General features: G+C 52.8%; 18 protein-coding genes and 1 tRNA gene. 12 read left to right on the top strand and 7 right to left on the bottom strand.

The genetic code is table 11. The features are described 5' to 3' along the window. Nucleotides 1–84 precede the first annotated feature (84 nt). Nucleotides 85–726 carry an orotate phosphoribosyltransferase gene (gene pyrE / locus CWM66_RS13635; protein ID WP_007369488.1) on the bottom strand — a complete coding sequence of 214 codons (642 nt, stop codon included), beginning with the start codon at nucleotides 724–726 and terminating at the stop codon, nucleotides 85–87. 150 nt (nucleotides 727–876) lie between these two features. Then, nucleotides 877–1,593, bottom strand: a complete 717-nt coding sequence (rph, locus tag CWM66_RS13630) for a ribonuclease PH (protein WP_007369487.1) — start codon at nucleotides 1,591–1,593, stop codon at nucleotides 877–879. Nucleotides 1,594–1,715: 122 nt separating this feature from the next. Between rph and CWM66_RS13620 the strand changes: the two genes are divergently transcribed. Then, complete coding sequence (locus tag CWM66_RS13620; protein WP_079517218.1) at nucleotides 1,716–2,579, top strand: YicC/YloC family endoribonuclease; 864 nt, start codon at nucleotides 1,716–1,718, stop codon at nucleotides 2,577–2,579. A 178-nt stretch (nucleotides 2,580–2,757) separates the two neighbouring features. Here the strand turns inward: CWM66_RS13620 and CWM66_RS13615 are convergent, their stop codons facing one another. Then, nucleotides 2,758–5,301: a filamentous hemagglutinin N-terminal domain-containing protein gene (locus CWM66_RS13615; RefSeq protein ID WP_107146788.1), complete on the bottom strand. Its 2,544-nt coding sequence runs from the start codon at nucleotides 5,299–5,301 to the stop codon at nucleotides 2,758–2,760. A 639-nt stretch (nucleotides 5,302–5,940) separates the two neighbouring features. Here CWM66_RS13615 and CWM66_RS13610 point away from each other — a divergent pair. Beyond that, on the top strand, nucleotides 5,941–6,219 hold the full coding sequence (locus CWM66_RS13610; RefSeq protein ID WP_007369484.1) for a hypothetical protein: 279 nt from the start codon (nucleotides 5,941–5,943) through the stop codon (nucleotides 6,217–6,219). 127 nt (nucleotides 6,220–6,346) lie between these two features. Here CWM66_RS13610 and ligB read toward each other — a convergent pair whose 3' ends face one another. Next, nucleotides 6,347–8,038 carry an NAD-dependent DNA ligase LigB gene (gene ligB / locus CWM66_RS13605; protein ID WP_007369483.1) on the bottom strand — a complete coding sequence of 564 codons (1,692 nt, stop codon included), beginning with the start codon at nucleotides 8,036–8,038 and terminating at the stop codon, nucleotides 6,347–6,349. A 258-nt stretch (nucleotides 8,039–8,296) separates the two neighbouring features. On the opposite strand from ligB, the gene gmk reads away from it, so the two are divergent. The 8 genes from gmk to lpxO all read left to right on the top strand — a co-directional run bounded on the left by gmk (nucleotide 8,297) and on the right by lpxO (nucleotide 18,545). After that, nucleotides 8,297–8,920 (top strand): guanylate kinase, encoded by a 624-nt coding sequence (gmk, locus tag CWM66_RS13600; protein WP_007369482.1) that lies wholly within the window; start codon nucleotides 8,297–8,299, stop codon nucleotides 8,918–8,920. Nucleotides 8,921–8,974: 54 nt separating this feature from the next. Continuing rightward, nucleotides 8,975–9,250, top strand: a complete 276-nt coding sequence (gene rpoZ, locus CWM66_RS13595; protein ID WP_007369481.1) for a DNA-directed RNA polymerase subunit omega — start codon at nucleotides 8,975–8,977, stop codon at nucleotides 9,248–9,250. Nucleotides 9,251–9,268: 18 nt separating this feature from the next. Then, nucleotides 9,269–11,389, top strand: coding sequence for a bifunctional GTP diphosphokinase/guanosine-3',5'-bis pyrophosphate 3'-pyrophosphohydrolase (gene spoT / locus CWM66_RS13590; protein WP_007369480.1), 2,121 nt, complete (start codon nucleotides 9,269–9,271; stop codon nucleotides 11,387–11,389). A gap of 4 nt (nucleotides 11,390–11,393) precedes the next feature. Continuing rightward, on the top strand, nucleotides 11,394–12,083 hold the full coding sequence (trmH, locus tag CWM66_RS13585; RefSeq protein ID WP_035886794.1) for a tRNA (guanosine(18)-2'-O)-methyltransferase TrmH: 690 nt from the start codon (nucleotides 11,394–11,396) through the stop codon (nucleotides 12,081–12,083). Between the two features lie 3 nt (nucleotides 12,084–12,086). Further along, nucleotides 12,087–14,168 (top strand): ATP-dependent DNA helicase RecG, encoded by a 2,082-nt coding sequence (gene recG, locus CWM66_RS13580; protein ID WP_107146787.1) that lies wholly within the window; start codon nucleotides 12,087–12,089, stop codon nucleotides 14,166–14,168. Between the two features lie 124 nt (nucleotides 14,169–14,292). Next, entirely contained in the window at nucleotides 14,293–15,678 is a 1,386-nt protein-coding gene (locus tag CWM66_RS13575) for an NCS2 family protein (protein WP_007369477.1), read from the top strand. Nucleotides 15,679–15,798: 120 nt separating this feature from the next. After that, a complete protein-coding gene (locus CWM66_RS13570) occupies nucleotides 15,799–17,535 on the top strand; it encodes an AsmA family protein (protein ID WP_107146786.1) in 1,737 nt (578 codons plus the stop codon). A 101-nt stretch (nucleotides 17,536–17,636) separates the two neighbouring features. Beyond that, nucleotides 17,637–18,545: a lipid A hydroxylase LpxO gene (lpxO, locus tag CWM66_RS13565; protein ID WP_007369475.1), complete on the top strand. Its 909-nt coding sequence runs from the start codon at nucleotides 17,637–17,639 to the stop codon at nucleotides 18,543–18,545. Between the two features lie 42 nt (nucleotides 18,546–18,587). On the opposite strand, the gene yicI is transcribed toward lpxO, so the two are convergent. Further along, on the bottom strand, nucleotides 18,588–20,906 hold the full coding sequence (gene yicI / locus CWM66_RS13560) for an alpha-xylosidase (protein WP_107146785.1): 2,319 nt from the start codon (nucleotides 20,904–20,906) through the stop codon (nucleotides 18,588–18,590). Between the two features lie 10 nt (nucleotides 20,907–20,916). Continuing rightward, nucleotides 20,917–22,308, bottom strand: a complete 1,392-nt coding sequence (locus CWM66_RS13555) for a glycoside-pentoside-hexuronide family transporter (protein WP_072440438.1) — start codon at nucleotides 22,306–22,308, stop codon at nucleotides 20,917–20,919. A gap of 289 nt (nucleotides 22,309–22,597) precedes the next feature. Between CWM66_RS13555 and CWM66_RS13550 the strand changes: the two genes are divergently transcribed. Then, nucleotides 22,598–22,692: transfer RNA gene (locus CWM66_RS13550), tRNA-Sec, on the top strand. Between the two features lie 162 nt (nucleotides 22,693–22,854). After that, entirely contained in the window at nucleotides 22,855–24,033 is a 1,179-nt protein-coding gene (locus CWM66_RS13545; RefSeq protein WP_107146784.1) for a tyrosine-type recombinase/integrase, read from the top strand. A gap of 32 nt (nucleotides 24,034–24,065) precedes the next feature. On the opposite strand, the gene CWM66_RS29100 is transcribed toward CWM66_RS13545, so the two are convergent. Continuing rightward, the gene (locus CWM66_RS29100; RefSeq protein ID WP_199200046.1) at nucleotides 24,066–24,233 is read right to left on the bottom strand and encodes a hypothetical protein; all 168 of its coding nucleotides are present in this window, start codon (nucleotides 24,231–24,233) and stop codon (nucleotides 24,066–24,068) included.

The raw sequence follows: 24,233 nt of genomic DNA, 5'->3' as shown, positions 1-24,233 counted from the left end.
CAGTTTATTCACTCTATGTGAACACGCAGGGCACAAAACTGTTATGACACACGCCCGGCAGGCAACGTCTGCCGGGCACTACGGTTATACGCCGTACTGTTCGCGATACGCACGAACCGCAGCCAGGTGATCGGCCATCTCCGGCTTCTCTTCCAGATACGCAATCAAATCTTTCAGCGTGATAATTGAGATCACTTTGCAGCCGTAATCACGCTCCACTTCCTGAATCGCAGAGATGTCAGCGCGGCCGCGCTCCTGACGATCCAGCGAAATCAGCACGCCAGCCAGCGTCGCGCCATTGGCCTGGATAATTTCCATCGACTCGCGGATAGCGGTGCCCGCGGTAATGACGTCATCCACCAGCATCACCCGGCCCTGCAACGCGCTACCGACCAGATTGCCGCCTTCACCGTGATCTTTCGCTTCTTTACGATTAAAACAGTACGGCACATCGCGCTCATGATGTTCCGCCAGCGCCACCGCAGTGGTAGTCGCAATCGGAATACCTTTATAAGCAGGGCCAAACAGCAGGTCGAAATCAATCCCGGAATCCACCAACGCTTCGGCGTAAAAACGGCCTAACAGAGCCAGATCGCGCCCGGTATTAAACAGCCCGGCGTTGAAGAAATAGGGGCTTTTACGCCCGGATTTCAGCGTGAATTCGCCAAACTTCAGTACCTGCTTATTAAGCGCAAATTCAATAAACTGACGCTGATACGCTTTCATGGATTCGCTCCTCATCTCACTTTTCAATTTACAGATTATGTAAAATAGTTCGCGCAGCATCGCGAAGGCAACCAGAGCCTGCCGCTAGCAAAGAGGCTGCGTGAAGTATGACGCGCAAAAAAAAGGGCGACTCTCAGTCGCCCTTAATAATTAATTCGCCAGCGCCGCTTTCTGCGTCGCGATAATCGATTCGATTCCCCCTCTGGCCAGCGCCAGCAGAGTCAATAACTCTTCATGGGAGAACGGCTCGCCTTCCGCCGTGCCCTGAACTTCAATCATGCGGCCATCTTCGGTCATCACCACGTTCATATCGGTCCCAGCGGCGGAGTCTTCCACATACTCCAGATCGCACACGGCCTCGCCGTTAACGATACCCACGGATACGGCGGCAACCATGCCTTTCATCGGATTGGTTTTCAGTTTTCCGGCCGCAACCAGTTTGTTCAGCGCATCCGCCAGCGCTACACAAGCACCGGTAATAGACGCGGTACGGGTGCCGCCATCGGCCTGGAGCACGTCGCAGTCGAGCGTGATGGTGAATTCACCCAACGCGTTCAGGTCAACCGCTGCACGCAGCGCACGGGCAATCAGGCGCTGGATTTCCATGGTGCGACCGCCCTGTTTGCCTTTTGCGGCTTCACGCGCGTTGCGGGTATGGGTGGAACGCGGCAGCATGCCATATTCAGCGGTGATCCAGCCCTGTCCCTGACCTTTCAGGAAACGCGGCACACCTTCTTCAATAGAGGCGGTGCAGAGCACTTTGGTATCACCAAATTCAACCAGCACGGAGCCTTCAGCGTGTTTTGTATAGTTACGGGTCAGGGTGACGGGACGCACCTGAGTGGCGCTACGACCTGCTGGACGCATGATGATTTCTCCGGCTATTCGAATGTGGCTGCGCATTATACTGGCTTACCGTGGTTATTCCTATCCTGATAAGGCCACGAAAGCTATAATCCCCGCATCTCTCTTTAAAAACGGGAACGTCTATGATCCGCAGTATGACCGCCTACGCCCGGCGTGAAATCAAGGGTGAATGGGGCTCAGCCTCCTGGGAACTGCGCTCGGTAAACCAGCGTTATCTGGAAACTTACTTCCGCCTGCCGGAGCAATTCCGCAGCCTTGAACCGGTTGTCCGTGAACGTCTTCGTACCCGTCTGACTCGCGGCAAAGTGGAGTGCAACCTCCGTTTTGAACCCGATTCCAGCGCGCAAGGGGAACTGATCCTCAACGAAAAACTGGCTAAACAGCTGGTATCTGCCGCCAACTGGGTCAAATTGCAAAGTGACGAAGGGGAAATTAATCCGGTAGATATCCTGCGCTGGCCTGGCGTGATGGCCGCACAAGAACAGGATTTGGATACCATCGCGGCACAAATTCTCGCTGCGCTGGACGGTGCGCTGGATGACTTTATCGTCGCCCGTGAAACCGAAGGTCAGGCGCTGAAAGCGCTCATCGAGCAGCGTCTGGAAGGTGTGAGTACCGAAGTCGCCAAAGTACGTGCACATATGCCGGAAATCCTGCAATGGCAGCGCGAGCGGCTGGTTGCCAGGCTCGAAGAGGCGCAGGTACAACTGGAGAATAATCGCCTTGAGCAGGAACTGGTGCTGATGGCGCAACGTATCGATGTTGCCGAAGAACTGGACCGGCTCGAAGCGCATGTAAAAGAGACCTACAACATTCTGAAGAAAAAAGAAGCCGTGGGTCGTCGCCTCGACTTTATGATGCAGGAGTTCAATCGTGAGTCGAACACGCTGGCATCCAAGTCGATTAATGCTGAAGTCACCAATTCCGCTATCGAGCTGAAAGTGTTGATTGAGCAAATGCGCGAGCAGATCCAGAATATTGAGTAATCTTTTTCGCGCTGTAGCTTTACCAGTAAAAAAGCCATCTAAAAAATGGCTTTTTTACTGAGTTTTATACCAGGCAGAGGCCATATCATCCACGAACTGTCTACAAATGATAATCGTTCGGCGCTGTTCCATAAAAGCAGCATTGCTGCTGCTTTTATGTTGAACATGGATATCAGAATTACTTACCGACAACCGTACCCAAAATATTGCTCACAGGAACACTGGAGTTTAACCCCTGAACGCCGCCAATAACCCCGAGCAGATTATTTACCGACTGTGCAGTGATATTGACTACGCCATTGCTGAAAAGATTGCTGTAATTATAAACACCGCCACCTGCGTTGATATTAATAACTTTTCCGGCAAAAATATCACCATAGTTATTCAGGTTGTTCGCTACGTTGAAATTCATTTCATTATCAGAAGAAATAGTATTTCTGTTAGTTAATGAACCCTTTGCAGTGGTAACCGAAACTTTATTTTTCCCGACAAGATATCCTGTGTTCTCAAAAGAGTAGTTCATCGTCAATACCAAATCCTTATCCGCCGTGATAACACCCGTCAGATTGCCGTTTTTGGCGTTACCGGTGCTGCGGTTATCCAGGGATGATGCAGTGATATTAACATCACCATAAGATTTGATGACAGCATAGGCATTATTTATAGCATTAGCTTTAATATTTGCAGCCGTTCCCCCGACTGTCTGGCTATTGGCATTAGAGAACAGACCGGTGGTCATAACATCTAATGTACCCGCCTGAGCAATAATACGGCTATCTTCGCTATAAATATTTTTAGCGGTCAAATTAACTGAACGTTTACCGATGATCCCACCTTTTTGGTCAGCCATACCAAAATAGAACCCATACGGATCGCCATAGTTGTTACCATTATTATTAAAGAGACTACCTTTGGTGGTAATGTTGATATCATTAACAGCAACAACCAGCGCTGCATTGCTGTTCACATCACCTGTAGCAGTGATATTGATATCTTTACCGAGCAACATGCCGCCGTAGTTATCAATTAACCCGCCGTTTATACTCAGTGTTCCTTCATCAGAACGGAGCACACCCACATAGTTCTCAAGTTTACCGGATGCCGCGACGCTTACATTACCCACAGCACCGATGCTGCTTGCATAGTTAACCAGATTTTTTGTTTCAACGTTAACGTTTTTCTCTGAAGAGATTTTGCCGTAGTGGTTATCGATATTATAGCTGCTCTTAATATCGATATTACCATTCGATGAAATTTGACCATTATTTTCCAACGCATAGGATGAAATCATAATGCCACCATCGCCAGCAATAATCCCGCGAGAATCACTGCTGCTAACATCGGCGGTCTTCGTATTATTGTTAATCAGAGTACTGTTTTTAGCATCAATTTTAATATGACCATTTACAGTACGGATACGACCACCGGTATTGTCGATGGTATTATAACTATTATTAATTAACTCGATATTCTGAATCGCATCTATAGTACCATTTCTGTTTGCGGTATTCAGGGAGTTAATGCCAATATAGCCGCCGTTAATCTGGCCATCGCTATTGTCAAAGAACCCTGTTTCGAGAGCAACGATTCCGCCGGTCAGACCATATGTTTTTTCCGTTCCAGCGTTACGCAGTGTATTGCCATTAGTGTTGATCGCCAGCAACCCAGCCGAAGCCATTTTGCCGTTCATGTTGTTCAGATAGCCGCTACTGATTGCGATATCTTTACCTGCCTGAATATTACCAAGGCCAGAGTTGTCTAACGTATTTTTGGCAGTATCGATGTACACTGACGCGTCACTGGCAATACTGCCGCCAGAGTTATTAAGATCGCCAGCCAACTTTATCAGAACAGTGGCATTGGATTTAATCGACGCATTTTTATTATGTAACTGACCCTGGGCATCAAGGGTAAAACCACCCTTGCCTGCGGCGATCACACCGCTATTATTTACGCCAGTTCCTTGTTCTGTACTGATAAGCGTGATTTTGTCCGCATACATTCCCCCCAGCTTCGCAACGTCGAGGCTATTGCTTTTACGGAAACCTTCAGCTCTCACGCTGCCGGTGATTTGATTGTTCGTATTAACATAGTTATTACCCAGAATGAGTGTCAGATCTTTAGCTACGCCGACATAACCCTTGACCGTTACAGCACGAGTAATAAGTTCCGTTGGGGACTCATTGAGCAACTGAGCCTCAACGCTAATATCACCGCTATTAACGGCGTATCCTCTCAGCACGCCATTCTGCACGTCAGGCGTCCCGGAGGTTAACGTCACTTTATTCGTATTAATAAAACCGCAGCCCGAACAGGTGATACCCGATGGGTTAGCAATGATCAGATGTGCTTCATTACCCGCAACTTCCAGCATACCGGCCAGGTTACTACGACCTGAACGTACTTCGTTGAGAATAATTTTGGCGCTACCGGAAGTCAGATTGCTGTTACCGCTTATCACACCCGCGAGAGCCGTATTAGCACCATTGGTGCTGTTATTAAATATGGCCCCTTCCTTTCCCACATTCAATTTGTCATAGATATTATGTGAGAGCCCATTTTCATTCGCTTTATTGATATCTATAACCGATACATTATTAACAGTTCTGGCCGCTGCTGCACGATTACTGTTAATCATGTCCGCGTATACAACCAACGGTAATGACAAAATAACCGCAGTAGCAATAGGTGTGACTTTAACTAAATAACGCTTTTGTTTCATTATAACCTCCGAATATGATCTTTAGTTATTTGTGCGTGGCTGTATACGGAAATTGTTGCCAATCAGTAAGTAAAGAAGAGCTGACACCCAGAAAAATAAGTCAGTATTTGTCCGGGAAGAAGAATTGAAGCCATGATGATAAATGCCGTTGCTATTCGTTTAATAACAGCACTAATAAAATGAATTTAATAACACAACACAGTAAACATCAGAACTCCCTGTCACTGGTTATTCCTTCATTTATCGATAAACATCGACTCACAATTCCATTCACAAATAAAGTGACAACAGGCCATGCTCAAATCGCATTAAAACTCCGATAACTCATTACTGTAAAAGAAAAATCCTCAGAATCAGTCCGCCTTTATTTACCAAAGGCGATACTAATTGTATTGTCACAGCTCTGGCAAGCCTGTTTTATCCCGACAACTAAAAAATCATATTTTTCTCGCGCTCTGCATAAAACATATTACTATAAACAATAACAGAAATTAAATTATTGATATTAAGAAATAAATCACCTCATCAAAAAATAGAACATCTTCGATAAACCCAAATTAAAAGAATAAACATTGACTTGTCTTTCTTGTGAAAAATAAAATTAAAACGTCATCAGGACATTTATTTAAGGGAAAAGAAATGCGTGAATTAAACACTCAAGAAATTGCAGCAGTTTCCGGTGCCAGCCTTGCCTCCATTGGGAGCTTTTTAGGTTTCCAGGCAGGAAATCTTGCCGACTTCATCACATCAAAAATTGGTCTGTCTACTAATTTCGGCAGCTATACCAGCCAGATTGGCACAGGTATCGGCCAATTATTCTCGCTGAATTTTACTGACGCCAAAGCAAACATTACCAATGGTTATAACGGCCTGGTAAGTGCAATAATTACAGCCGTTGGCAGCTTTTTTAAAGAATAAAAAAACCTGTAATTAACAGGAAGAGCCAGCGCATTACTACTGCTGGCTCTTTTTATTAAAAACCAGCATTATTGCCCAGATTTAACGTGATGCTGTTCAATTGATTACCTCCAGAAATATCGAATGATTATTCACTGCCCACGGTAAATCCTCGTACTTTCTGTTTCTCCAGCCAGTCCGCCAGAGATGTCACTTCCGGCAGACTCAACCAGCGCTGTATCTGCCGGACACGCTCTGCCCCCACGCCTGGCAACGCAAGCCATTCTTGTTCCGTCTTTCCGGTAAGTTCCTGCCAAAGGCTGATGCCCTGTGCATTTAATGCAGACTGAGGCAAAGGAATTCCTAACGCGTTAACCCAACGGATAAAAGGATATTGGCGTACCACGTTAAAACGATGCCAAAGCTTTAGCCCGCGAGCGGGAGAAATGCCGGGCGTCGCCTGCAACTGCTCCTTTGTTAATGCCAGCCAGGAAAAGAGATGTTCGAAATGATGTGCCTGATGCAACATCCGCCAACTACTTTCTCCCAGCCCCTCGATCCCCAGAGCCTTTGCAGAACTTAGCCATACCAGCCTGGCAATAAACTGTTCATTGCACTCTGCCGTGGCATAAAAGCAGCTAAGCGATGAAAAAAGTGGAGCCGGTGGAACCGGTTTTTCACGAACAAGGCTGCGCCAGACCACACGGTTAAGACGGGGAATACCCTGCCCGGCAAGACTCACAGAAACCTGATCGCCCGGTGCAATATCCAGTTCCTGCCAGCGCCGGACAGAACCAAGATTTACCCTCTGGACGCGTTTATCATCCAGTTGCACGGGTTCAAGCTGTGCAACGACGGCAATTTTCCCGGTACGCCCAACGGCAAACTGAATATCTTTTACGCTGGCGACTTCCTCTACCGGATCATATTTCCATGCCACCACCCAGTCACCGTGCCCAGGCAACCACGCCTTGCCCTGAGGTTCAGCACCCGAGCGAACGACGATACCGTCTGTCACGAAGGGTAAGGGTGAGGTAAACCAGCGGGCACGTAAGCGCTCCACGTCCTGAACAATATTGACCGGCACGCTGTAATCGAGCACCTCGCTAAATCCGCTCTTGCTCAGCGCAACCAGCCGTTGTGCCAGCGTTGCCGGGCCATCCGGCCATGCCCAGACAAAAAAACCCATTTCTCGAAGCAGGTCTGGTGCGTCGCGGCGCATCATCGCACCAGCAACTCTGGCTCGGGCATTTAAGCCACCCGACTGTTTCTGGATATGGTTTTCACGGCGCAGAAAGAGTTCGCCCTGCAAAACGCTGTTCGCCAGCTCGCCGCTAACATTGTTGGGAATCGCCGGGATCGCGAGGGCTTTTGTCGTCCAGTCCTCGCCCGCCAGCCCATTTCCACGGCTGATGGCCTGTACCAGCTTGCCCTGGCGGTAGACCAGCGTGAGCGCTACGCCATCCACTTTTGGCTGTACCCAGAGATCTTTTTTCCCGGCCATCCACTGTTGCAGCGCCTGCTTATTCGCCAGCTTGCGCACACCGGTATGCGCAACCGGATGAGTTGTATTACCGCCAGGCGGTATTGATGAGTTGAAGGATATTTCGAGCGAAAAGCAGCGCTGCCAATAGGCAAGCCGGGCGTTTAGTCTATCGTAAACATCATCGCTGACATCGCTTGCTCCCGATTTCCAGTAGGCCTCATTCCACTGCGCGAGCTGCTGCTGCAAACGGCTTACTTCTTCCTGCGCCCGCGAAGGCGACCAGACGGGGCAAGTTGCAAAGCTGAATACGCTCCATAGCAACAGACAAACTGCGGCTCCGGCTCTTCTCCACATAGATATTTCTCCCTTTTGATAGCGCAATCGTTATAACGCCGGGAGGGAACCGTTTTCGATCAATAAACAGAGCGGTTGCGAGACAGGTTCCGGAGATTCGCGATGGCGGTGAAAATTTGCAAACAAAACAGGAAAGCGGGCCGCAAAATGCCATACTGAGAGGGAAAAAGTGTGACAAATGCTACGTCACGTAGCGCTGATGTGTATAATAGGCACGTATGTAAGTTTCCTTTCGCAATTCACATACAAAAGACTCTCATGGCTCAAGGCACGCTATATATTGTTTCCGCCCCCAGCGGCGCGGGTAAATCAAGCCTCATCCAGGCTTTGCTGAAAACCCAACCGTTATACGACACTCAGGTTTCTGTTTCGCACACCACGCGCGCACCGCGCCCGGGTGAAGTGCACGGCGAACACTATTTCTTTGTTAATCATGACGAATTTAAAGCCATGATTGATGATGACGCGTTTCTTGAGCATGCCGAAGTATTTGGCAACTTTTACGGCACCTCCCGCGCAGCCATTGAGCAAGTACTGGCGACCGGCGTGGATGTGTTCCTTGATATCGACTGGCAGGGCGCGCAGCAAATTCGCAGCCGCATGCCGCAGGCGCGCAGCATCTTTATACTGCCGCCGTCAAAGCTGGAGTTGGATCGCCGCCTGCGTGGACGCGGTCAGGACAGCGAAGAGGTAATTGCAAAGCGGATGGCGCAGGCCGTTGCGGAAATGAGCCATTACGCAGAATATGATTACCTGATTGTGAATGATGATTTTGATACCGCTCTGGGCGATTTGAAAACCATTATTCGCGCTGAACGCCTGCGTATGAGCCGCCAGAAGCAGCGACATGACGCTTTAATCAGCAAACTATTGGCAGACTGAGCCTGGTTTCAGTATCATGCCCAGTCATTTCTTCACCTGTGGAGCATTTTAAGTATGGCACGCGTAACTGTTCAGGACGCTGTAGAGAAAGTAGGTAACCGTTTTGACCTGGTGCTGGTCGCCGCGCGTCGCGCTCGTCAGATGCAGGTTGGCGGTAAAGATCCGTTAGTACCGGAAGAAAACGATAAAACCACCGTTATCGCGCTGCGCGAAATCGAAGAAGGTCTGATCAACAACCAGATCCTCGACGTGCGTGAGCGCCAGGAACAGCAAGAGCAGGAAGCCGCAGAACTGCAGGCCGTTACCGCCATTGCTGAAGGTCGTCGTTAATTAACCTGCAGGTCACCCTTGTATCTGTTTGAAAGCCTGAATCAACTGATTCAAAACTATCTGCCTGAAGATCAAATTAAACGTCTCAGGCAGGCGTATCTCGTTGCACGTGACGCTCACGAGGGCCAGACACGTTCAAGCGGTGAACCCTATATCACGCACCCGGTAGCGGTGGCCTGTATTCTGGCCGAGATGAAACTCGACTACGAAACGCTGATGGCCGCGCTGCTGCATGACGTGATTGAAGATACCCCGGCCACTTACCAGGATATGGAACAACTGTTCGGCAAAAGCGTTGCCGAGCTGGTGGAAGGGGTATCCAAACTTGATAAGCTCAAGTTTCAGGATAAAAAAGAAGCACAGGCCGAAAACTTTCGCAAGATGATCATGGCGATGGTGCAGGATATCCGCGTCATCCTGATCAAACTGGCCGACCGCACCCATAACATGCGTACGCTGGGCTCGCTTCGCCCGGACAAGCGTCGCCGCATCGCCCGTGAAACCCTCGAAATCTATAGTCCGCTGGCGCACCGTTTAGGTATTCACCACATCAAAACCGAGCTGGAAGAGCTGGGTTTCGAGGCGTTGTACCCGAACCGCTATCGCGTGATTAAAGAAGTGGTGAAAGCCGCGCGCGGCAACCGCAAAGAGATGATCCAAAAAATCCTCTCGGAAATCGAAGGGCGTTTACAGGAAGCGGGCATTCCCTGCCGCGTCAGCGGACGTGAAAAACACCTCTATTCCATCTATTGCAAGATGGTGCTGAAAGAGCAACGCTTTCACTCGATCATGGATATTTACGCTTTCCGCGTTATCGTTCATGACCTGGATACCTGTTACCGCGTCCTGGGCCAGATGCACAGCCTGTACAAACCGCGTCCCGGTCGCGTGAAAGACTACATCGCCATTCCGAAGGCGAACGGCTATCAATCCCTGCATACCTCGATGATTGGTCCACATGGCGTACCGGTAGAGGTGCAAATCCGTACTGAAGATATGGATCAAATGGCGGAAATGGGGGTTGCAGCGCACTGGGCCTATAAAGAGCACGGCGAGAGCAGCACCACTGCCCAAATCCGCGCCCAGCGCTGGATGCAAAGCCTGCTGGAGCTGCAACAGAGCGCCGGTAGCTCGTTTGAATTTATCGAGAGCGTTAAATCTGATCTCTTCCCCGATGAGATTTATGTTTTCACCCCGGAAGGCCGTATTGTCGAGCTACCTGCTGGTGCGACGCCGGTGGATTTTGCCTACGCGGTTCACACAGATATCGGTCACGCCTGTGTCGGTGCACGTGTTGACCGCCAGCCGTATCCGCTGTCGCAATCACTCGCCAGCGGCCAGACGGTAGAGATTATTACCGCGCCGGGCGCCCGCCCGAATGCCGCATGGCTGAACTTTGTCGTCAGCTCAAAAGCGCGCGCGAAAATCCGTCAGATGCTGAAAAACCTCAAGCGCGACGACTCGGTAAGTCTCGGTCGACGTCTGCTGAATCATGCGTTGGGCGGCAGCCGCAAGCTGGCCGAAATTCCGCAGGAGCATATTCAGCGCGAGCTTGAGCGTATGAAGCTGGCGACGCTTGACGATCTTTTGGCTGAAATCGGCCTTGGCAACGCCATGAGCGTCGTGGTCGCGAAAAACCTGCAACAAGGGGAAGCGGTGCAAGCCGCACCAACGCCGTCCAGCTCCAGCGGCAACGGTCATTTGCCGATTAAAGGCGCAGATGGCGTGCTGATCACCTTTGCCAAATGCTGCCGTCCGATCCCCGGCGACCCGATTGTCGCCCATGTCAGCCCGGGTAAAGGGCTGGTTATCCACCATGAGTCCTGCCGTAATATTCGTGGCTACCAGAAAGAGCCAGAAAAATTTATGGCTGTGGAGTGGGATAAAGAGACCGCGCAGGAATTTATCACCGAAATCAAGGTGGATATGTTCAACCATCAGGGAGCGCTGGCCAACCTCACGGCAGCAATTAACACGGCTTCATCCAACATTCAGAGCCTGAATACGGAAGAGAAAGATGGCCGCGTGTACAGCGCTTTCATCCGACTGACGGCGCGCGATCGCGTCCATCTGGCGAATATCATGCGTAAAATCCGCGTGATGCCGGATGTGATTAAAGTCACCCGTAACAGAAACTAATTGTATGAATTCTCAACGTTATGCGCGTATTCGCGAGATGCTCGCCAGACGTCAGCCCGATCTGACAGTTTGCATGGAGCAGGTTCACAAGCCCCATAACGTCTCTGCCATTATCCGCACCGCAGACGCCGTCGGCGTGCATGAAGTCCACGCTGTCTGGCCAAGCAACCGCATGCGCACCATGGCCTCCTCCGCCGCAGGCAGTAATAGCTGGGTGGAGGTGAAAACACACCGTACCATTGGCGATGCTGTCGGCGTACTGAAAGCGCGCGGCATGCAGGTACTCGCCACGCATCTGTCGGACAAAGCGGTCGACTTTCGCGAGATCGACTACACGCGCCCGACCTGCATCCTGATGGGTCAGGAGAAAACCGGGATCACGCAGGAAGCACTGGATCTGGCGGATCAGGACATCATCATTCCGATGATCGGCATGGTGCAGTCGCTCAACGTTTCCGTGGCCTCAGCATTAATTCTGTATGAAGCGCAGCGTCAGCGGCAAAACGCCGGTATGTACCAGCGCGAAAACAGCATGCTGCCGGATGAAGAGCAGCAGCGCTTGCTGTTCGAAGGAGGTTACCCGGTGCTGGCGAAAGTCGCGAAACGTAAAGGGCTGCCTTACCCGCACGTCAATTCGGAAGGCCAAATCGAAGCCGACCCCACGTGGTGGTCCACTATGCAGGCGGCAGGATAACCGATGAAAGGTAAGCTGCTCGACGCGGTGCCCTTAAGTTCGCTGACCGGCGTCGGCGCGGCGCAGAGCAGCAAACTGGCGAAAATTGGCCTGCACACCGTGCAGGATCTGCTGCTTCACCTGCCGCTGCGTTACGAAGATCGCACCCAACTTTACCCCATTGCCGACCTGCTGCCGGGCATCTACGCCACGGTGGAAGGCGAAGTGCTGAACTGCAATATCACTTTCGGCGGTCGCCGGATGATGACCTGCCAGATCAGCGACGGTTCCGGCATCCTCACCATGCGCTTTTTCAACTTCAACGCGGCAATGAAAAACAGCCTCGCCACTGGCCGCCGCGTGCTGGCCTATGGCGAAGCAAAGCGCGGGAAGTATGGTGCGGAGATGATTCACCCGGAATACCGCGTGCAGGGCGATCTCAGTACTCCCGAATTACAGGAAACGCTTACGCCGGTTTATCCCACCACCGAAGGGATTAAGCAGGCGACATTGCGTAAACTGACCGACCAGGCGCTGGAACTGCTGGCGACCTGCGCCATCAGCGAACTGCTGCCGCCTGAGCTGGCAGAGGGCATGATGAGCCTGCCGGAAGCGCTGCACACACTGCATCGCCCACCGCCGTCATTGCAGTTGGCTGAACTCGAAGCGGGTACGCATCCGGCACAGCGCCGTTTGATCCTTGAAGAATTACTGGCGCATAACCTGAGTATGCTGGCGCTGCGCGCCGGGGCTCAGCGCTATCATGCGCAGCCGCTCGTTGCCAAAGATGAGCTGAAGCAAGACCTGCTGGCGTCGCTACCGTTTAAACCGACCGGCGCACAGGCGCGGGTCGTGGCGGAAATCGAGCGCGATATGGCGCTGGATATTCCGATGATGCGCCTGGTACAAGGCGATGTCGGCTCCGGTAAAACGCTGGTTGCCGCACTGGCCGCATTACGGGCGATCGCCAACGGTAAGCAGGTGGCGATGATGGCACCGACCGAGCTGCTGGCTGAGCAGCACGCCAACAATTTCCGCAACTGGTTTGCGCCGCTCGGTATCGAAGTGGGCTGGCTGGCGGGAAAACAAAAAGGGAAGGCGCGCCAGGCACAGCAGGATGCCATTGCTAATGGCGAAGTCCAGATGGTGGTCGGCACGCACGCTATTTTCCAGGAGCAGGTGCAGTTTAACGGCCTCGCGCTGGTGATTATCGATGAGCAACACCGCTTTGGTGTCCACCAGCGTCTGGCGCTGTGGGAGAAAGGCCAGCAGCAGGGTTTCCATCCTCACCAGTTAATCATGACGGCCACCCCGATTCCACGCACGCTGGCGATGACCGCCTATGCCGATCTCGATACGTCGGTTATCGACGAACTGCCGCCGGGCCGTACGCCAGTCACCACGGTTGCCATCCCGGATACACGCCGCAATGAGATTATCGATCGCGTGCGCAATGCCTGCATCGATGAAGGCCGTCAGGCGTACTGGGTATGTACGCTGATTGAAGAGTCCGATCTTCTGGAAGCGCAGGCGGCAGAAGCCACCTGGGAAGAGCTGAAACTCGCGCTACCGGAGCTGAATGTCGGGCTGGTGCATGGCCGCATGAAGCCAGCGGAAAAACAGGCAGTCATGCAGGCGTTCAAACAGGGTGAGCTGCATCTGCTGGTCGCGACCACGGTAATTGAAGTCGGCGTGGATGTGCCCAACTCCAGCCTGATGATTATCGAAAACCCGGAGCGGCTCGGCCTTGCGCAACTCCACCAGCTACGCGGGCGCGTCGGGCGCGGCGCGGTAGCCTCGCACTGCGTTTTGCTCTACAAATCCCCGCTCTCAAAGACAGCGCAAAAACGCTTACAGGTGCTGCGCGACAGCAACGACGGCTTTGTCATTGCGCAAAAGGATCTGGAAATTCGCGGTCCCGGCGAGCTGCTCGGAACTCGCCAGACCGGCAATGCGGAATTCAAAGTCGCCGACCTGCTGCGCGACCAGGCGATGATCCCGGAAGTTCAGCGTGTCGCCCGCCATATTCACGAGCGTTATCCTCAGCTTGCAGCGGCATTAATCGAACGCTGGATGCCGGAAACAGAACGCTACTCCAACGCCTGAGTTTCAGGACTTTAGCCGTTAGAAAGAACATCCCTTCGAAAAGTGTGCTTTTAACATAGCAACCGTTTGCTTTTACCAAACAGTCCGATAAAATCAGCGCTTTTCCATCAGGGGATTGTCTGAGATGTCCTTAAACACCATCGAGTCCGAAAGTGCGCAACCGGTTGCGCAGACTCAACCCAGCGAGCTGATCTATCGCCTTGAAGACCGCCCGCCGCTGCCGCAAACCCTGTTTGCTGCACTGCAACACCTGCTGGCGATGTTTGTTGGCGTGATTACGCCCGCGCTGCTGATCTGTCAGGCGCTGGGGTTACCGGCTCAGGACACTCAGCACATTATCAGCATGTCGCTGTTCGCCTCCGGCGTCGCTTCCATCATCCAGATTAAAGCCTGGGGCCCGGTGGGTTCCGGTCTGCTGTCGATTCAGGGCACCAGCTTCAACTTCGTTGCGCCACTGATTATGGGCGGCACGGCGCTGAAAACCGGCGGTGCGGATGTACCAACTATGATGGCTGCGCTGTTCGGCACCCTGATGCTGGCAAGCTGTACCGAAATGGTTATCTCGCGCATTCTGCCGCTGGCACGCCGCATTATTACCCCGCTGGTTTCCGGCGTGGTGGTGATGATTATCGGCCTGTCGCTGATCCAGGTTGGCCTGACTTCCGTCGGCGGAGGTTTTGCCGCGATGGGCAACCACACCTTCGGCGCGCCGAAAAATCTGCTGCTGGCGGGCGTGGTGCTGGCCATCATTATTCTGCTCAACCGTCAGCGTAACCCGTACCTGCGTATTGCTTCGCTGGTGATTGCCATGGCGGTCGGTTATGTGCTGGCGCTGTTTATGGGCATGCTGCCGGAATATAGCGCGCCAGCGAACGCATTTATGGTACCAACGCCGCTCTATTATGGCCTGAGCATTGACTGGAACCTGCTGCTGCCGCTGATGCTGGTATTTATGATCACCTCGCTGGAAACCATCGGCGACATCACCGCCACCTCTGACGTTTCCGAGCAGCCCGTCGCCGGCCCGGTGTACATGAAGCGCCTGAAAGGCGGCGTGCTGGCAAACGGCATCAACTCGTTTGTTTCGGCGGTGTTCAACACTTTCCCGAACTCCTGCTTTGGCCAGAACAACGGCGTGATTCAGTTGACCGGCGTCGCCAGTCGCTATATCGGTTTCTTCGTGGCGCTGATGCTGGTTGTGCTGGGTCTGTTCCCGGCGGTCAGCGCTTTCGTTCAGCAGCTGCCTGAGCCGGTGCTCGGCGGCGCAACGCTGGTGATGTTCGGTACGATTGCCGCTTCCGGCGTGCGTATCGTCTCCCGCGAGCCACTGAACCGTCGCGCGATTATGATTATCGCGCTGTCGCTGGCCGTGGGCCTTGGCGTTTCCCAGCAGCCGCAGATCCTGCAATTCGCGCCTGACTGGCTGAAAAACCTGCTCTCCTCCGGTATCGCCGCAGGCGGTATCACCGCAATTGTATTGAATCTGATTTTTCCGCCAGAGAAAAACTGACCGCGCCACGGCAGCCGGGCTTACCGGCTGCCGCTGTCATCTCCTTTCATCATTCCGCCCTTGAGCATTGCGCATAAATCGTGCATAACTGCCTGATTGACACTTCGGGGATGGAAGATCATGAAATTTCTTGGAAAGCTGCTTTTAGTTGTCGTTATCGTCCTGCTACTGGCGATAGTGGCCGCTTATTTTCTGCTGCAAACCCGTTGGGGTGCGACACAGGTCAGCAACTGGGTGAATAACAACAGCGACTATCACCTCACTTTTGATGTGATAGAACATCGTTTCTCCTCGCCTTCCCATGTGTTACTGAAAAACGTCAATTTCGGCCGCAAAGGCAACCCGGCGACACTGGTCGCTAAAACCGTGGATATTGGCCTGAGCAGCCGCCAGTTGACCGATCCGCTGCACGCCGACACTATTTTATTGCAGGATGGCACGCTCAATTTCTCCCCGTCTGCCGCGCCGCTTCCCTTCCAGGCCGATCGCCTGCAACTCAATAATATGGCGTTCAATAGCCCGACCACGGGCTGGGATCTGAGCGCGCAACGGGTGATGGGCGGTGTCTCGCCCTGGCAGCCGGTGGCCGGCAATGTGCTGGGCAGTAAAACGCAAATCCAGATGAGCGCCGGTTCGCTGACGTTAAACGGCGTTCCGGCCAGCAATGTGCTTATTCAGGGCAGTATCGACAAAGATGTTGTTACCCTGACGACTATCGGCGCGGACATGGCGCGCGGCTCGCTGACCGGCGATGCGAAACGCACTGCCGATGGCGGCTGGGTGGTGAATAATCTGCGCCTGAACGATATTCGCCTGCAAAGCGATAAAACCCTGCTCGATTTCTTCAACCCGCTCACCACACTGCCGTCATTACAGATTGGCCGTGTCGACGTGACGGACGCGCGTTTACAGGGGCCGGGCTGGGCGGTTACCGACCTCGATCTGAGCCTGAGCAATTTGACGCTGATTAAGGGTGACTGGCAGAGCGACGACGGCAGGCTGTCGATGAACGCCAGCGAGTTTATTTACGGCTCGCTGCACTTGTTCGACCCGATCCTGAATGCCAACTTTTCTCCGCAGGGAATTGCGCTACAGCAATTCACCTCGCGCTGGGAAAACGGCATGGTGCGCACCTCCGGTAACTGGTATCGCGCGGGCCATGCGCTGGTGCTCGACGACGCCGCATTCGCCGGGCTGGAGTACACACTGCCGGAAAACTGGAAGCAACTGTGGATGGACGATCTGCCGCCGTGGCTGAACACGGTAACGCTGAAGAAATTCAGCGCCAGCCGCAACCTGGTGATTGATATCGATCCGACGTTCCCGTGGCAGCTCACCGCGCTGGATGGTTATGGCGACAATCTGCAACTGGTGCGCGAAGGGAAATGGGGCGTCTGGGGCGGTAGCGCAAAACTAAATGCCGCAGCGGCAACATTCAACCGCGTGGACGTGCGCCGTCCGTCGCTGGCGCTGAATGCCAACGGCAACATGGTCAATATTACTGAGCTGAGCGCCTTCACCGACAAAGGGTTGCTGGAGGCGAAAGCCGTGGTCTCGCAAACGCCGGATCGCAGCGTCAATGTCAGCCTGAACGGACGCGGTGTACCGCTGAATGTGCTCCAGGAGTGGGGCTGGCCAGCATTACCGATAAGCGGCGATGGCAACCTGCAACTGACCGCCAGCGGCAGCATACGCGCCGATGCCCCGCTGAAGCCCAGCGTTAACGGCGAGTTATCTGCGGTAAACGTACAGAAACAGCAGGTAAAACAGAGCATGCATGGCGGCGTGGTATCGGGCGGCGTAGTGGCGCCATCCGCAACTGAGACGCCCGCACAGCCCGCCCCTGCCCAGCCCTGAAACATTACTTTAACAAAAATTGCGCCTTCCCCGTGAGAATGTGGAAGGCTTTTTAACGGTGATCTACGATTCTTCTCAATTTTTGAGGAAGGACAGTTACGATGACCGCCGTTATCATTCTCGCCGTTTTTCTTATCAGCGTGTTCTATGCGCATTCCCGCGGCATAGAGAAACAAAAGCTTTCGCGCCAGCTGTTTGATCATTCGACGTTTATGGCGCCGATCAATATGTTTATGACCGGTTTTTCGCGCCTGCCGCCAAAGCAGCCTTTTTTTGATACTGCCGCGTTTCCCGAGTTACAAAAGATTACTGATAACTGGCAGGTAATACGTGAAGAAGCGCTGCGTTTGCAGGATCACATCAAAGCAGCGCAGACCAATAATGACGCCGGTTTTAACACCTTCTTTAAACGCGGCTGGAAGCGTTTTTATCTGAAATGGTACGACGATGCCCATCCTTCGGCGCAGGCGCTCTGCCCGGTCACTACCCGGCTGGTTAACCAGATCCCCTCCATTAAGGCGGCGATGTTTGCCGAGCTTCCTCCGGGCGCTTATCTTGGTAAACACCGCGACCCGTATGCCGGTTCCGTGCGTTACCACTTAGGCTTAGCCACGCCGAACGACAATCGTTGTTTTATCGAAGTCGATCGCCAGCGCCACAGTTGGCGCGACGGAGAAGCCGTGATTTTTGACGAAACATATGTTCACTGGGCGGAAAACAAAACGGACCAGACACGCATTATTCTGTTCTGCGACATCGAACGGCCAATGAAATGGCGATGGGCGCAGGCGATCAACCATTGGGTTGGTGCCACGCTGATGTCTGCCGCCAGTTCGCCGAACGACGAAGGCGACCGTACCGGCGCCATCAACCGGATCTTCAAATATATTTATGCCCTGCGAGAAGGCGGCCAGCGCCTTAAAAAACGCAGCCGCAAGCTCTACTATGCGTTGAAATACCTGGTTATTATCGCGATCTTTGCTGCGATTATTGTGCCGGGTTTACTGTAATTGCTCCCTCTCCCGACAAGGAGAGGGAAATACCCCTCAAAATCAGAGCGTAATACGCACTTCACTACCCTGCGGCGTAATCACCACACCCAGCTCGCTGCCGGACTGCGTTGCGCCCTGCACCCCGGCAATCTGTGCGATATTGCGCAGGCACAGCGTCCAGTTACGCCCTGCACCGTCAGCCTGTATCGTAATCACGCCATGTGCACGTTTCGCCCGCAGACTGAAGATCACCGCGCCGCGGGCATCCGGCACTTCGCACAACGCTTCACGTCCGTCATCCAGGGAAAACAGCTGAAATGCCGTGTCCTCGTGCCAGGCATAATCCGGCCGCTGATCGTTACTGCCCAGCGCCAGCAGCGTATTGTCACGTACGTAAACCGGCAGGCTCATAAAGTTGTGGCGCTGTTTATGCCAGTGGCTGCCGATCTGGACGTCGTTATGCCACAGGTGCGTCCAGCGTCCTTCCGGCAGATAAAACTGCACATCGCCCGCTTCACTGAACACCGGCGCGACCAGTAGCGCATCGCCGAGCATATACTGCCTGTCGAGATAGTCGCAGGCGGGATCTTCCGGGAAGGCCAGCATCATGGCACGCATCATCGGCACGCCAGATTCATGCACCTGCGCAGCCTGGCGATAAAGGTACGGCATCAGGCGACATTTCAGCTGTGTGAAGTGGCATACCACATCGCAGGACTCTTCATCGTACGCCCACGGCACGCGGTAGGATTTGCTGCCATGCAGGCGGCTGTGGCTGGAGAACAGCCCGAACGCGCACCAGCGTTTGTAGACATGCGCAGGCGCAGTATTTTCGAAGCCGCCGATATCGTGGCTCCAGAAGCCAAAACCGGAAAGTCCAATGGATAACCCACCGCGCAGGCTTTCGGCCATCGATTCGTAGTTGGCGTAGCAGTCGCCACCCCAGTGAACCGGGAACTGCTGCGCACCCACGGAAGCCGAGCGGGCAAACAGCACCGCTTCCTGCTCGCCAAGCGTCTCTTTCAGCACATTCCACACCAGTTCGTTGTAGATGTACGCATAATGGTTGTGCATCTTCTGCGGGCACGCGCCGTTATACCAGGCCACATCGGTCGGAATGCGTTCGCCGAAATCGGTTTTGAAGCAATCCACGCCCATCGCCACCAGGCCTTTGAGCTTATCGGCGTACCACTGGCAGGCTTCCGGGTTGGTAAAGTCATAAATCGCCAGCCCCGGCTGCCATTTGTCCCACTGCCATAGCGAGCCATCCGGGCGTTTCAGCAGGTAACCCTTCTCTTTCAGCTCGCGGAAAACGGGCGATTTTTGCCCGATATAGGGGTTGATCCAGACACAGATTTTCAGCCCGCGCGCTTTCAGCCGCTTCATCATGCCGGCCGGATCCGGGAAGGTCAGCGGGTCCCATTCGAAATCGCACCACTGGAAGGCCTTCATCCAGAAGCAGTCAAAATGGAACACATGCAGCGGCAACTGGCGTTCGGCCATGCCATCGATAAAGCTGTTCACCGTCGTTTCGTCGTAGTTGGTGGTGAACGAAGTGGTCAGCCACAGGCCGAATGACCACGCGGGCGGCAGCGCCGGACGGCCAGTAAAGCGGGTATAGCGATCCAGTACCGCCTGCGGCGTCGGCCCGTCGATAACGAAATACTCCAGATGCTCGCCTTCAACGCTGAACTGCACTTTGGAGACCTTCTCCGAACCGATTTCAAATTCCACGGCTTCCGGGTGATTGACCAGCACGCCATAACCATGATTGGTCAGATAGAAGGGGATATTTTTGTACGACTGCTCGGTGCTGGTGCCGCCATCGCGGTTCCAGGTTTCCACCGCCTGGCCGTTGCGCACCAGCGCGGTAAAGCGCTCGCCGAGACCATACACCGTTTCGCCCACGCCGAGATCCAGCCGCTCAAAAAGGTAGTTGCGCCCGCTGTTGCCATTCTGCACATAGCCGTTATTTTTCAACTGGCTGCCGGTGATGCGTTCGCCATCGTGCAGAAAATCTATCGCCCAGTTGTCGCCTTTCCCCACGCGAACGCTAAGCGAACCGCTTTGCAGCTCGGCAAACGCTTCCGTGTTGCGTATCTCCACGTGAACGTTTTGCGCAACGTTAAGCGGGAAGTGCGGGCCGTTATCCAGCGCCCCCTGAAAGTGCTCAATGCGCACGCCGATAATCCCCTCCTGCGGCGAGAAAAAGCGCAGCGTAAACAAAGGGGTATCCAGTTGCCAGGTGCGCTCACGCACATCGCGCGGTGCGGCATAGACCACCATCTCATTGCCCTGCGGTTCAACTTCAAATACCTGAACCGGCTGGATTAACGTCAACCCCGGCTGGATAAGCCAGTTGCCATCACTAATTTTCATCTGTCACTCCTTACAGTAATTCTTCCCGGGCTGAAACATGGCCAAACCCCTGCTTGCCGCGGTGCTCGCCACGCGCCAGTTGCGCCATGATCGCTTTCAGGAACGGGGTTTTCAGCGTGTAAAAGCGTTTGGCGATAATGGCGCTGAGCAGGTAGCAAAGCGCCGGAACCAGCGTGAACAAGGCAATAATGATGCTGATGGTGGTGCTGTTCTGGCTGTGAGCCGCGGCATCGTAACCGCCACCGGCCAGCGCCCAGCCAATCAACGCGCCGCCAAATGCAAGGCCGAGTTTCAGTACAAACAGCGTACCGGCAAAGCTGATGCCGGTAAGGCGCTTACCGTTGCACCATTCGCCGTAATCGACGGTGTCGGACATCATCACCCACTGGATTGGCGTTACCAGTTGGTGCAGCACGCCGATGACAAAGATAAAGATGAACATGGTGACGCTGGCCTGGATAGGCACGAAGAACATGGCGATGCTCAGCACGGTGAGCGCGGCGTTAGTCCACCAGAAGATGGTGACTTTGCATTTCCAGTCGGTCAGCGGTTTCGCCAGCGCGCTGCCAATCAGGTTGCCGACGCAGTAGGTGGTGAGGAACGCGGTAAAGATGGCGGCATCGCCCATGATCCAGGTGACGTAATACATCATCGCGCCGCCGCGCACACAGACGGCAAGGATGTTGAGGATGGTCAGCACACCAACGATGCGCCACTGGTCGTTCTGCCAGATATCGCGCAGATCTTCACGCATTGAGGTGGTGCTCGGCGGTGCCTGGATACGCTCTTTGGTAGTGAAGAAGCAGAACGCCAGCATCATAAAGGCGACCACCGAGAGCACCGCAATCCCGCCCTGGAAACCAGCGACTTTGTCTTCGCCGCCAATTAATTTCACCAGCGGCATCATCAGCACCGTGGAGAGCATGCCGCCTGCGGTGGCGAGCACGAAGCGCCAGGATTGCAGCGAGATGCGCTGTGTCGGGTCATTGGTGATAACGCCGCCGAGCGCGCAATAAGGAATATTGACCACGGTGTAAAGCAGGGTGAGTAACGTATAAGTTACAGCGGCATAAATCATTTTGCCGCTCATGCTGAGATCCGGCGTGCTGTATGCCAGCACGCAGACCACGCCAAACGGCAGCGCGCCGAAGATAATCCACGGGCGGAATTTCCCCCAGCGGCTGCGCGTGCGGTCGGCAAGCAGCCCCATGCACGGGTCGGAAATGGCGTCTAAGGCGCGCGCCAGCAGGAACATGGTGCCGACAAACCCGGCGGGAATACCGAAAATATCGGTATAGAAAAACATCATGTACAACATCACGTTATCGAAGACGATATGGCTGGCGGCATCGCCCATCCCGTAGCCAATTTTTTCTTTTACAGAAATAATCTGACTGTCCATTTTTGTTTCCTTTACGCGTGAAAAGTGCACAGAGAGCGGTTTCACACGTTGTAAACGATTGGTTTTCAGCCGGGTATTGCGATTTCTTGTTATCAATTTACGTTTATTCTTTTCTGTGATCGCACCCCCTTTCACCGAAGCGAAGCGGCTAAACGATGGAAAAGATAGGGATTTATCTTAAACCGAGGATTTTACCGGCAGCACAATGAGAAAAATTCTGATGAGGGTATGTGGTAAATGACTGAAAGTAGCTATAATGCGCCCCGCCTCCATGTAGCAATGCAGGCGCGGAAGATCGTCATCTCCGGTGAGGTGGCTGGACTTCAAATCCAGTTGGGGCCGCCAGCGGTCCCGGGCAGGTTCGACTCCTGTGATCTTCCGCCAAAGTTGCTCCGCACCTTTCCAAGAAAGTCTAAAAAATCCTTTATTTTCAATCAATCTCGTAAATACATTATCCGTAACAGTCCGATAAGTTCTCCCTGAATCCATGAAAGATATGTATAGTGATGTGTATAGGTTTTTTATACACACTTTTGACTTATACACATGGCCTTAACAGACATACAAATCAAACGAGCAAAACCCCAAGACAAGCCATACACCCTGAACGACGGGCAGGGTCTGTCGTTGCTTATCAATCCCGACGGCTCGAAAGGCTGGCGTTTCCGTTTCCGCTTTGCCGGTAAAGCACGATTAATGTCATTTGGTAGCTATGGCTTGGTGAGTCTTTCAGAAGCACGTGAGAAACGTGAGGTTGCACGTAAGCAAGTTGCTAATGGCATTGACCCGGTTGAGGAAAGGAAAGCCCAGAAATTGGCGCAGCAGCTCTCCACTGAAAACTCTTTCGAAGCCATTTGTCGAGAATGGCACGCAAACAAAGCTGACCGCTGGACGGTGGCCTATCGCGAAGAAATCATTAAGACCTTCGAGCAAGATGTTTTCCCATTTATTGGTAAACGTCCCATTAGTGAGATCAAGCCTCTAGAACTGCTTGAGGTGTTGCGAATAATAGAGAAGCGTGGGGCCTTAGAGAAAACCAGAAAAGTTCGTCAACGATGCGGCGAGGTCTACCGATATGCGATCATAACTGGCCGTGCTGAATATAACCCAGCGCCTGATTTATCTATTGCTCTCGCTGCCCCGAAGCAAAAGCACCATCCATTTTTATCAGCCGAAGAGCTACCACATTTCGTTAGAGATCTTGAAGCATATACCGGCAGCATCATTACTAAAAACGCTACAAAGATTATTATGCTTACTGGAGTACGAACTCAAGAGATGCGCTTTGCTACATGGGATGAGGTTGACCTTGAGAAAGGTATATGGGAGATCCCCGCAGAAAGAATGAAAATGCGAAGACCACACCTTGTGCCGTTATCAACTCAGGTGATTGAACTGTTCAAGCAACTGATACCTATCACGAGACATTACCCTTACATTTTTATTGGCAGAAACAACCGTAGTAAGCCAATTTCTAAAGAAAGCGTCTCACAGGTAATTGAGCTGCTTGGCTATAAAGGCCGAGCAACAGGCCATGGGTTTCGGCATACAATGTCGACCATACTACATGAGCAAGGGTTTGATAGTGCATGGATTGAAGTGCAATTAGCGCATGTCGATAAAAATAGCGTTCGTGGTACTTATAATCATGCGCTATATATAGAAAAAAGACGTCTAATGATGCAGTGGTATAATAAATTTATTGAAAATATGCTTTGTACATAAAATAAAAGAGCCCCTTAAGGGGCTCTTTGTATTTATTTTTTTCTAGTCTTACTTTGCGATAAGGCCAACCCATTCAAAACTTTGACAGACTTAGATGAGAATTCATCTACTCCCATCAAATTTCGTTTCCACTCCGGCCAATCAGTGGTACTCTTCTTTGTTGCAACTATATGTTTAATAAAACCATTATCGCCATTCAT

Origin of the sequence: Kosakonia sp. H7A (assembly GCF_003028445.1) — a bacterium.
Taxonomy (GTDB): domain Bacteria; phylum Pseudomonadota; class Gammaproteobacteria; order Enterobacterales; family Enterobacteriaceae; genus Kosakonia; species Kosakonia radicincitans.
The sequence above is the reverse complement of the archived record's forward strand: the minus strand, read 5'-3'. Positions and strand labels throughout refer to the sequence as shown.

Excerpts from the sequence above, each read along its gene's own strand:
- pyrE (WP_007369488.1), bottom strand. The coding sequence starts at position 726 with ATGAAAGCGTATCAGCGTCAGTTTATTGAATTTGCGCTTAATAAGCAG.
- rph (WP_007369487.1), bottom strand. The coding sequence starts at position 1,593 with ATGCGTCCAGCAGGTCGTAGCGCCACTCAGGTGCGTCCCGTCACCCTG.
- CWM66_RS13620 (WP_079517218.1), top strand. The coding sequence starts at position 1,716 with ATGATCCGCAGTATGACCGCCTACGCCCGGCGTGAAATCAAGGGTGAA.
- CWM66_RS13615 (WP_107146788.1), bottom strand. The coding sequence starts at position 5,301 with ATGAAACAAAAGCGTTATTTAGTTAAAGTCACACCTATTGCTACTGCG.
- CWM66_RS13610 (WP_007369484.1), top strand. The coding sequence starts at position 5,941 with ATGCGTGAATTAAACACTCAAGAAATTGCAGCAGTTTCCGGTGCCAGC.
- ligB (WP_007369483.1), bottom strand. The coding sequence starts at position 8,038 with ATGTGGAGAAGAGCCGGAGCCGCAGTTTGTCTGTTGCTATGGAGCGTA.
- gmk (WP_007369482.1), top strand. The coding sequence starts at position 8,297 with ATGGCTCAAGGCACGCTATATATTGTTTCCGCCCCCAGCGGCGCGGGT.
- rpoZ (WP_007369481.1), top strand. The coding sequence starts at position 8,975 with ATGGCACGCGTAACTGTTCAGGACGCTGTAGAGAAAGTAGGTAACCGT.
- trmH (WP_035886794.1), top strand. The coding sequence starts at position 11,394 with ATGAATTCTCAACGTTATGCGCGTATTCGCGAGATGCTCGCCAGACGT.
- recG (WP_107146787.1), top strand. The coding sequence starts at position 12,087 with ATGAAAGGTAAGCTGCTCGACGCGGTGCCCTTAAGTTCGCTGACCGGC.
- CWM66_RS13575 (WP_007369477.1), top strand. The coding sequence starts at position 14,293 with ATGTCCTTAAACACCATCGAGTCCGAAAGTGCGCAACCGGTTGCGCAG.
- CWM66_RS13570 (WP_107146786.1), top strand. The coding sequence starts at position 15,799 with ATGAAATTTCTTGGAAAGCTGCTTTTAGTTGTCGTTATCGTCCTGCTA.
- lpxO (WP_007369475.1), top strand. The coding sequence starts at position 17,637 with ATGACCGCCGTTATCATTCTCGCCGTTTTTCTTATCAGCGTGTTCTAT.
- yicI (WP_107146785.1), bottom strand. The coding sequence starts at position 20,906 with ATGAAAATTAGTGATGGCAACTGGCTTATCCAGCCGGGGTTGACGTTA.
- CWM66_RS13555 (WP_072440438.1), bottom strand. The coding sequence starts at position 22,308 with ATGGACAGTCAGATTATTTCTGTAAAAGAAAAAATTGGCTACGGGATG.
- CWM66_RS13545 (WP_107146784.1), top strand. The coding sequence starts at position 22,855 with ATGGCCTTAACAGACATACAAATCAAACGAGCAAAACCCCAAGACAAG.
- CWM66_RS29100 (WP_199200046.1), bottom strand. The coding sequence starts at position 24,233 with ATGAATGGCGATAATGGTTTTATTAAACATATAGTTGCAACAAAGAAG.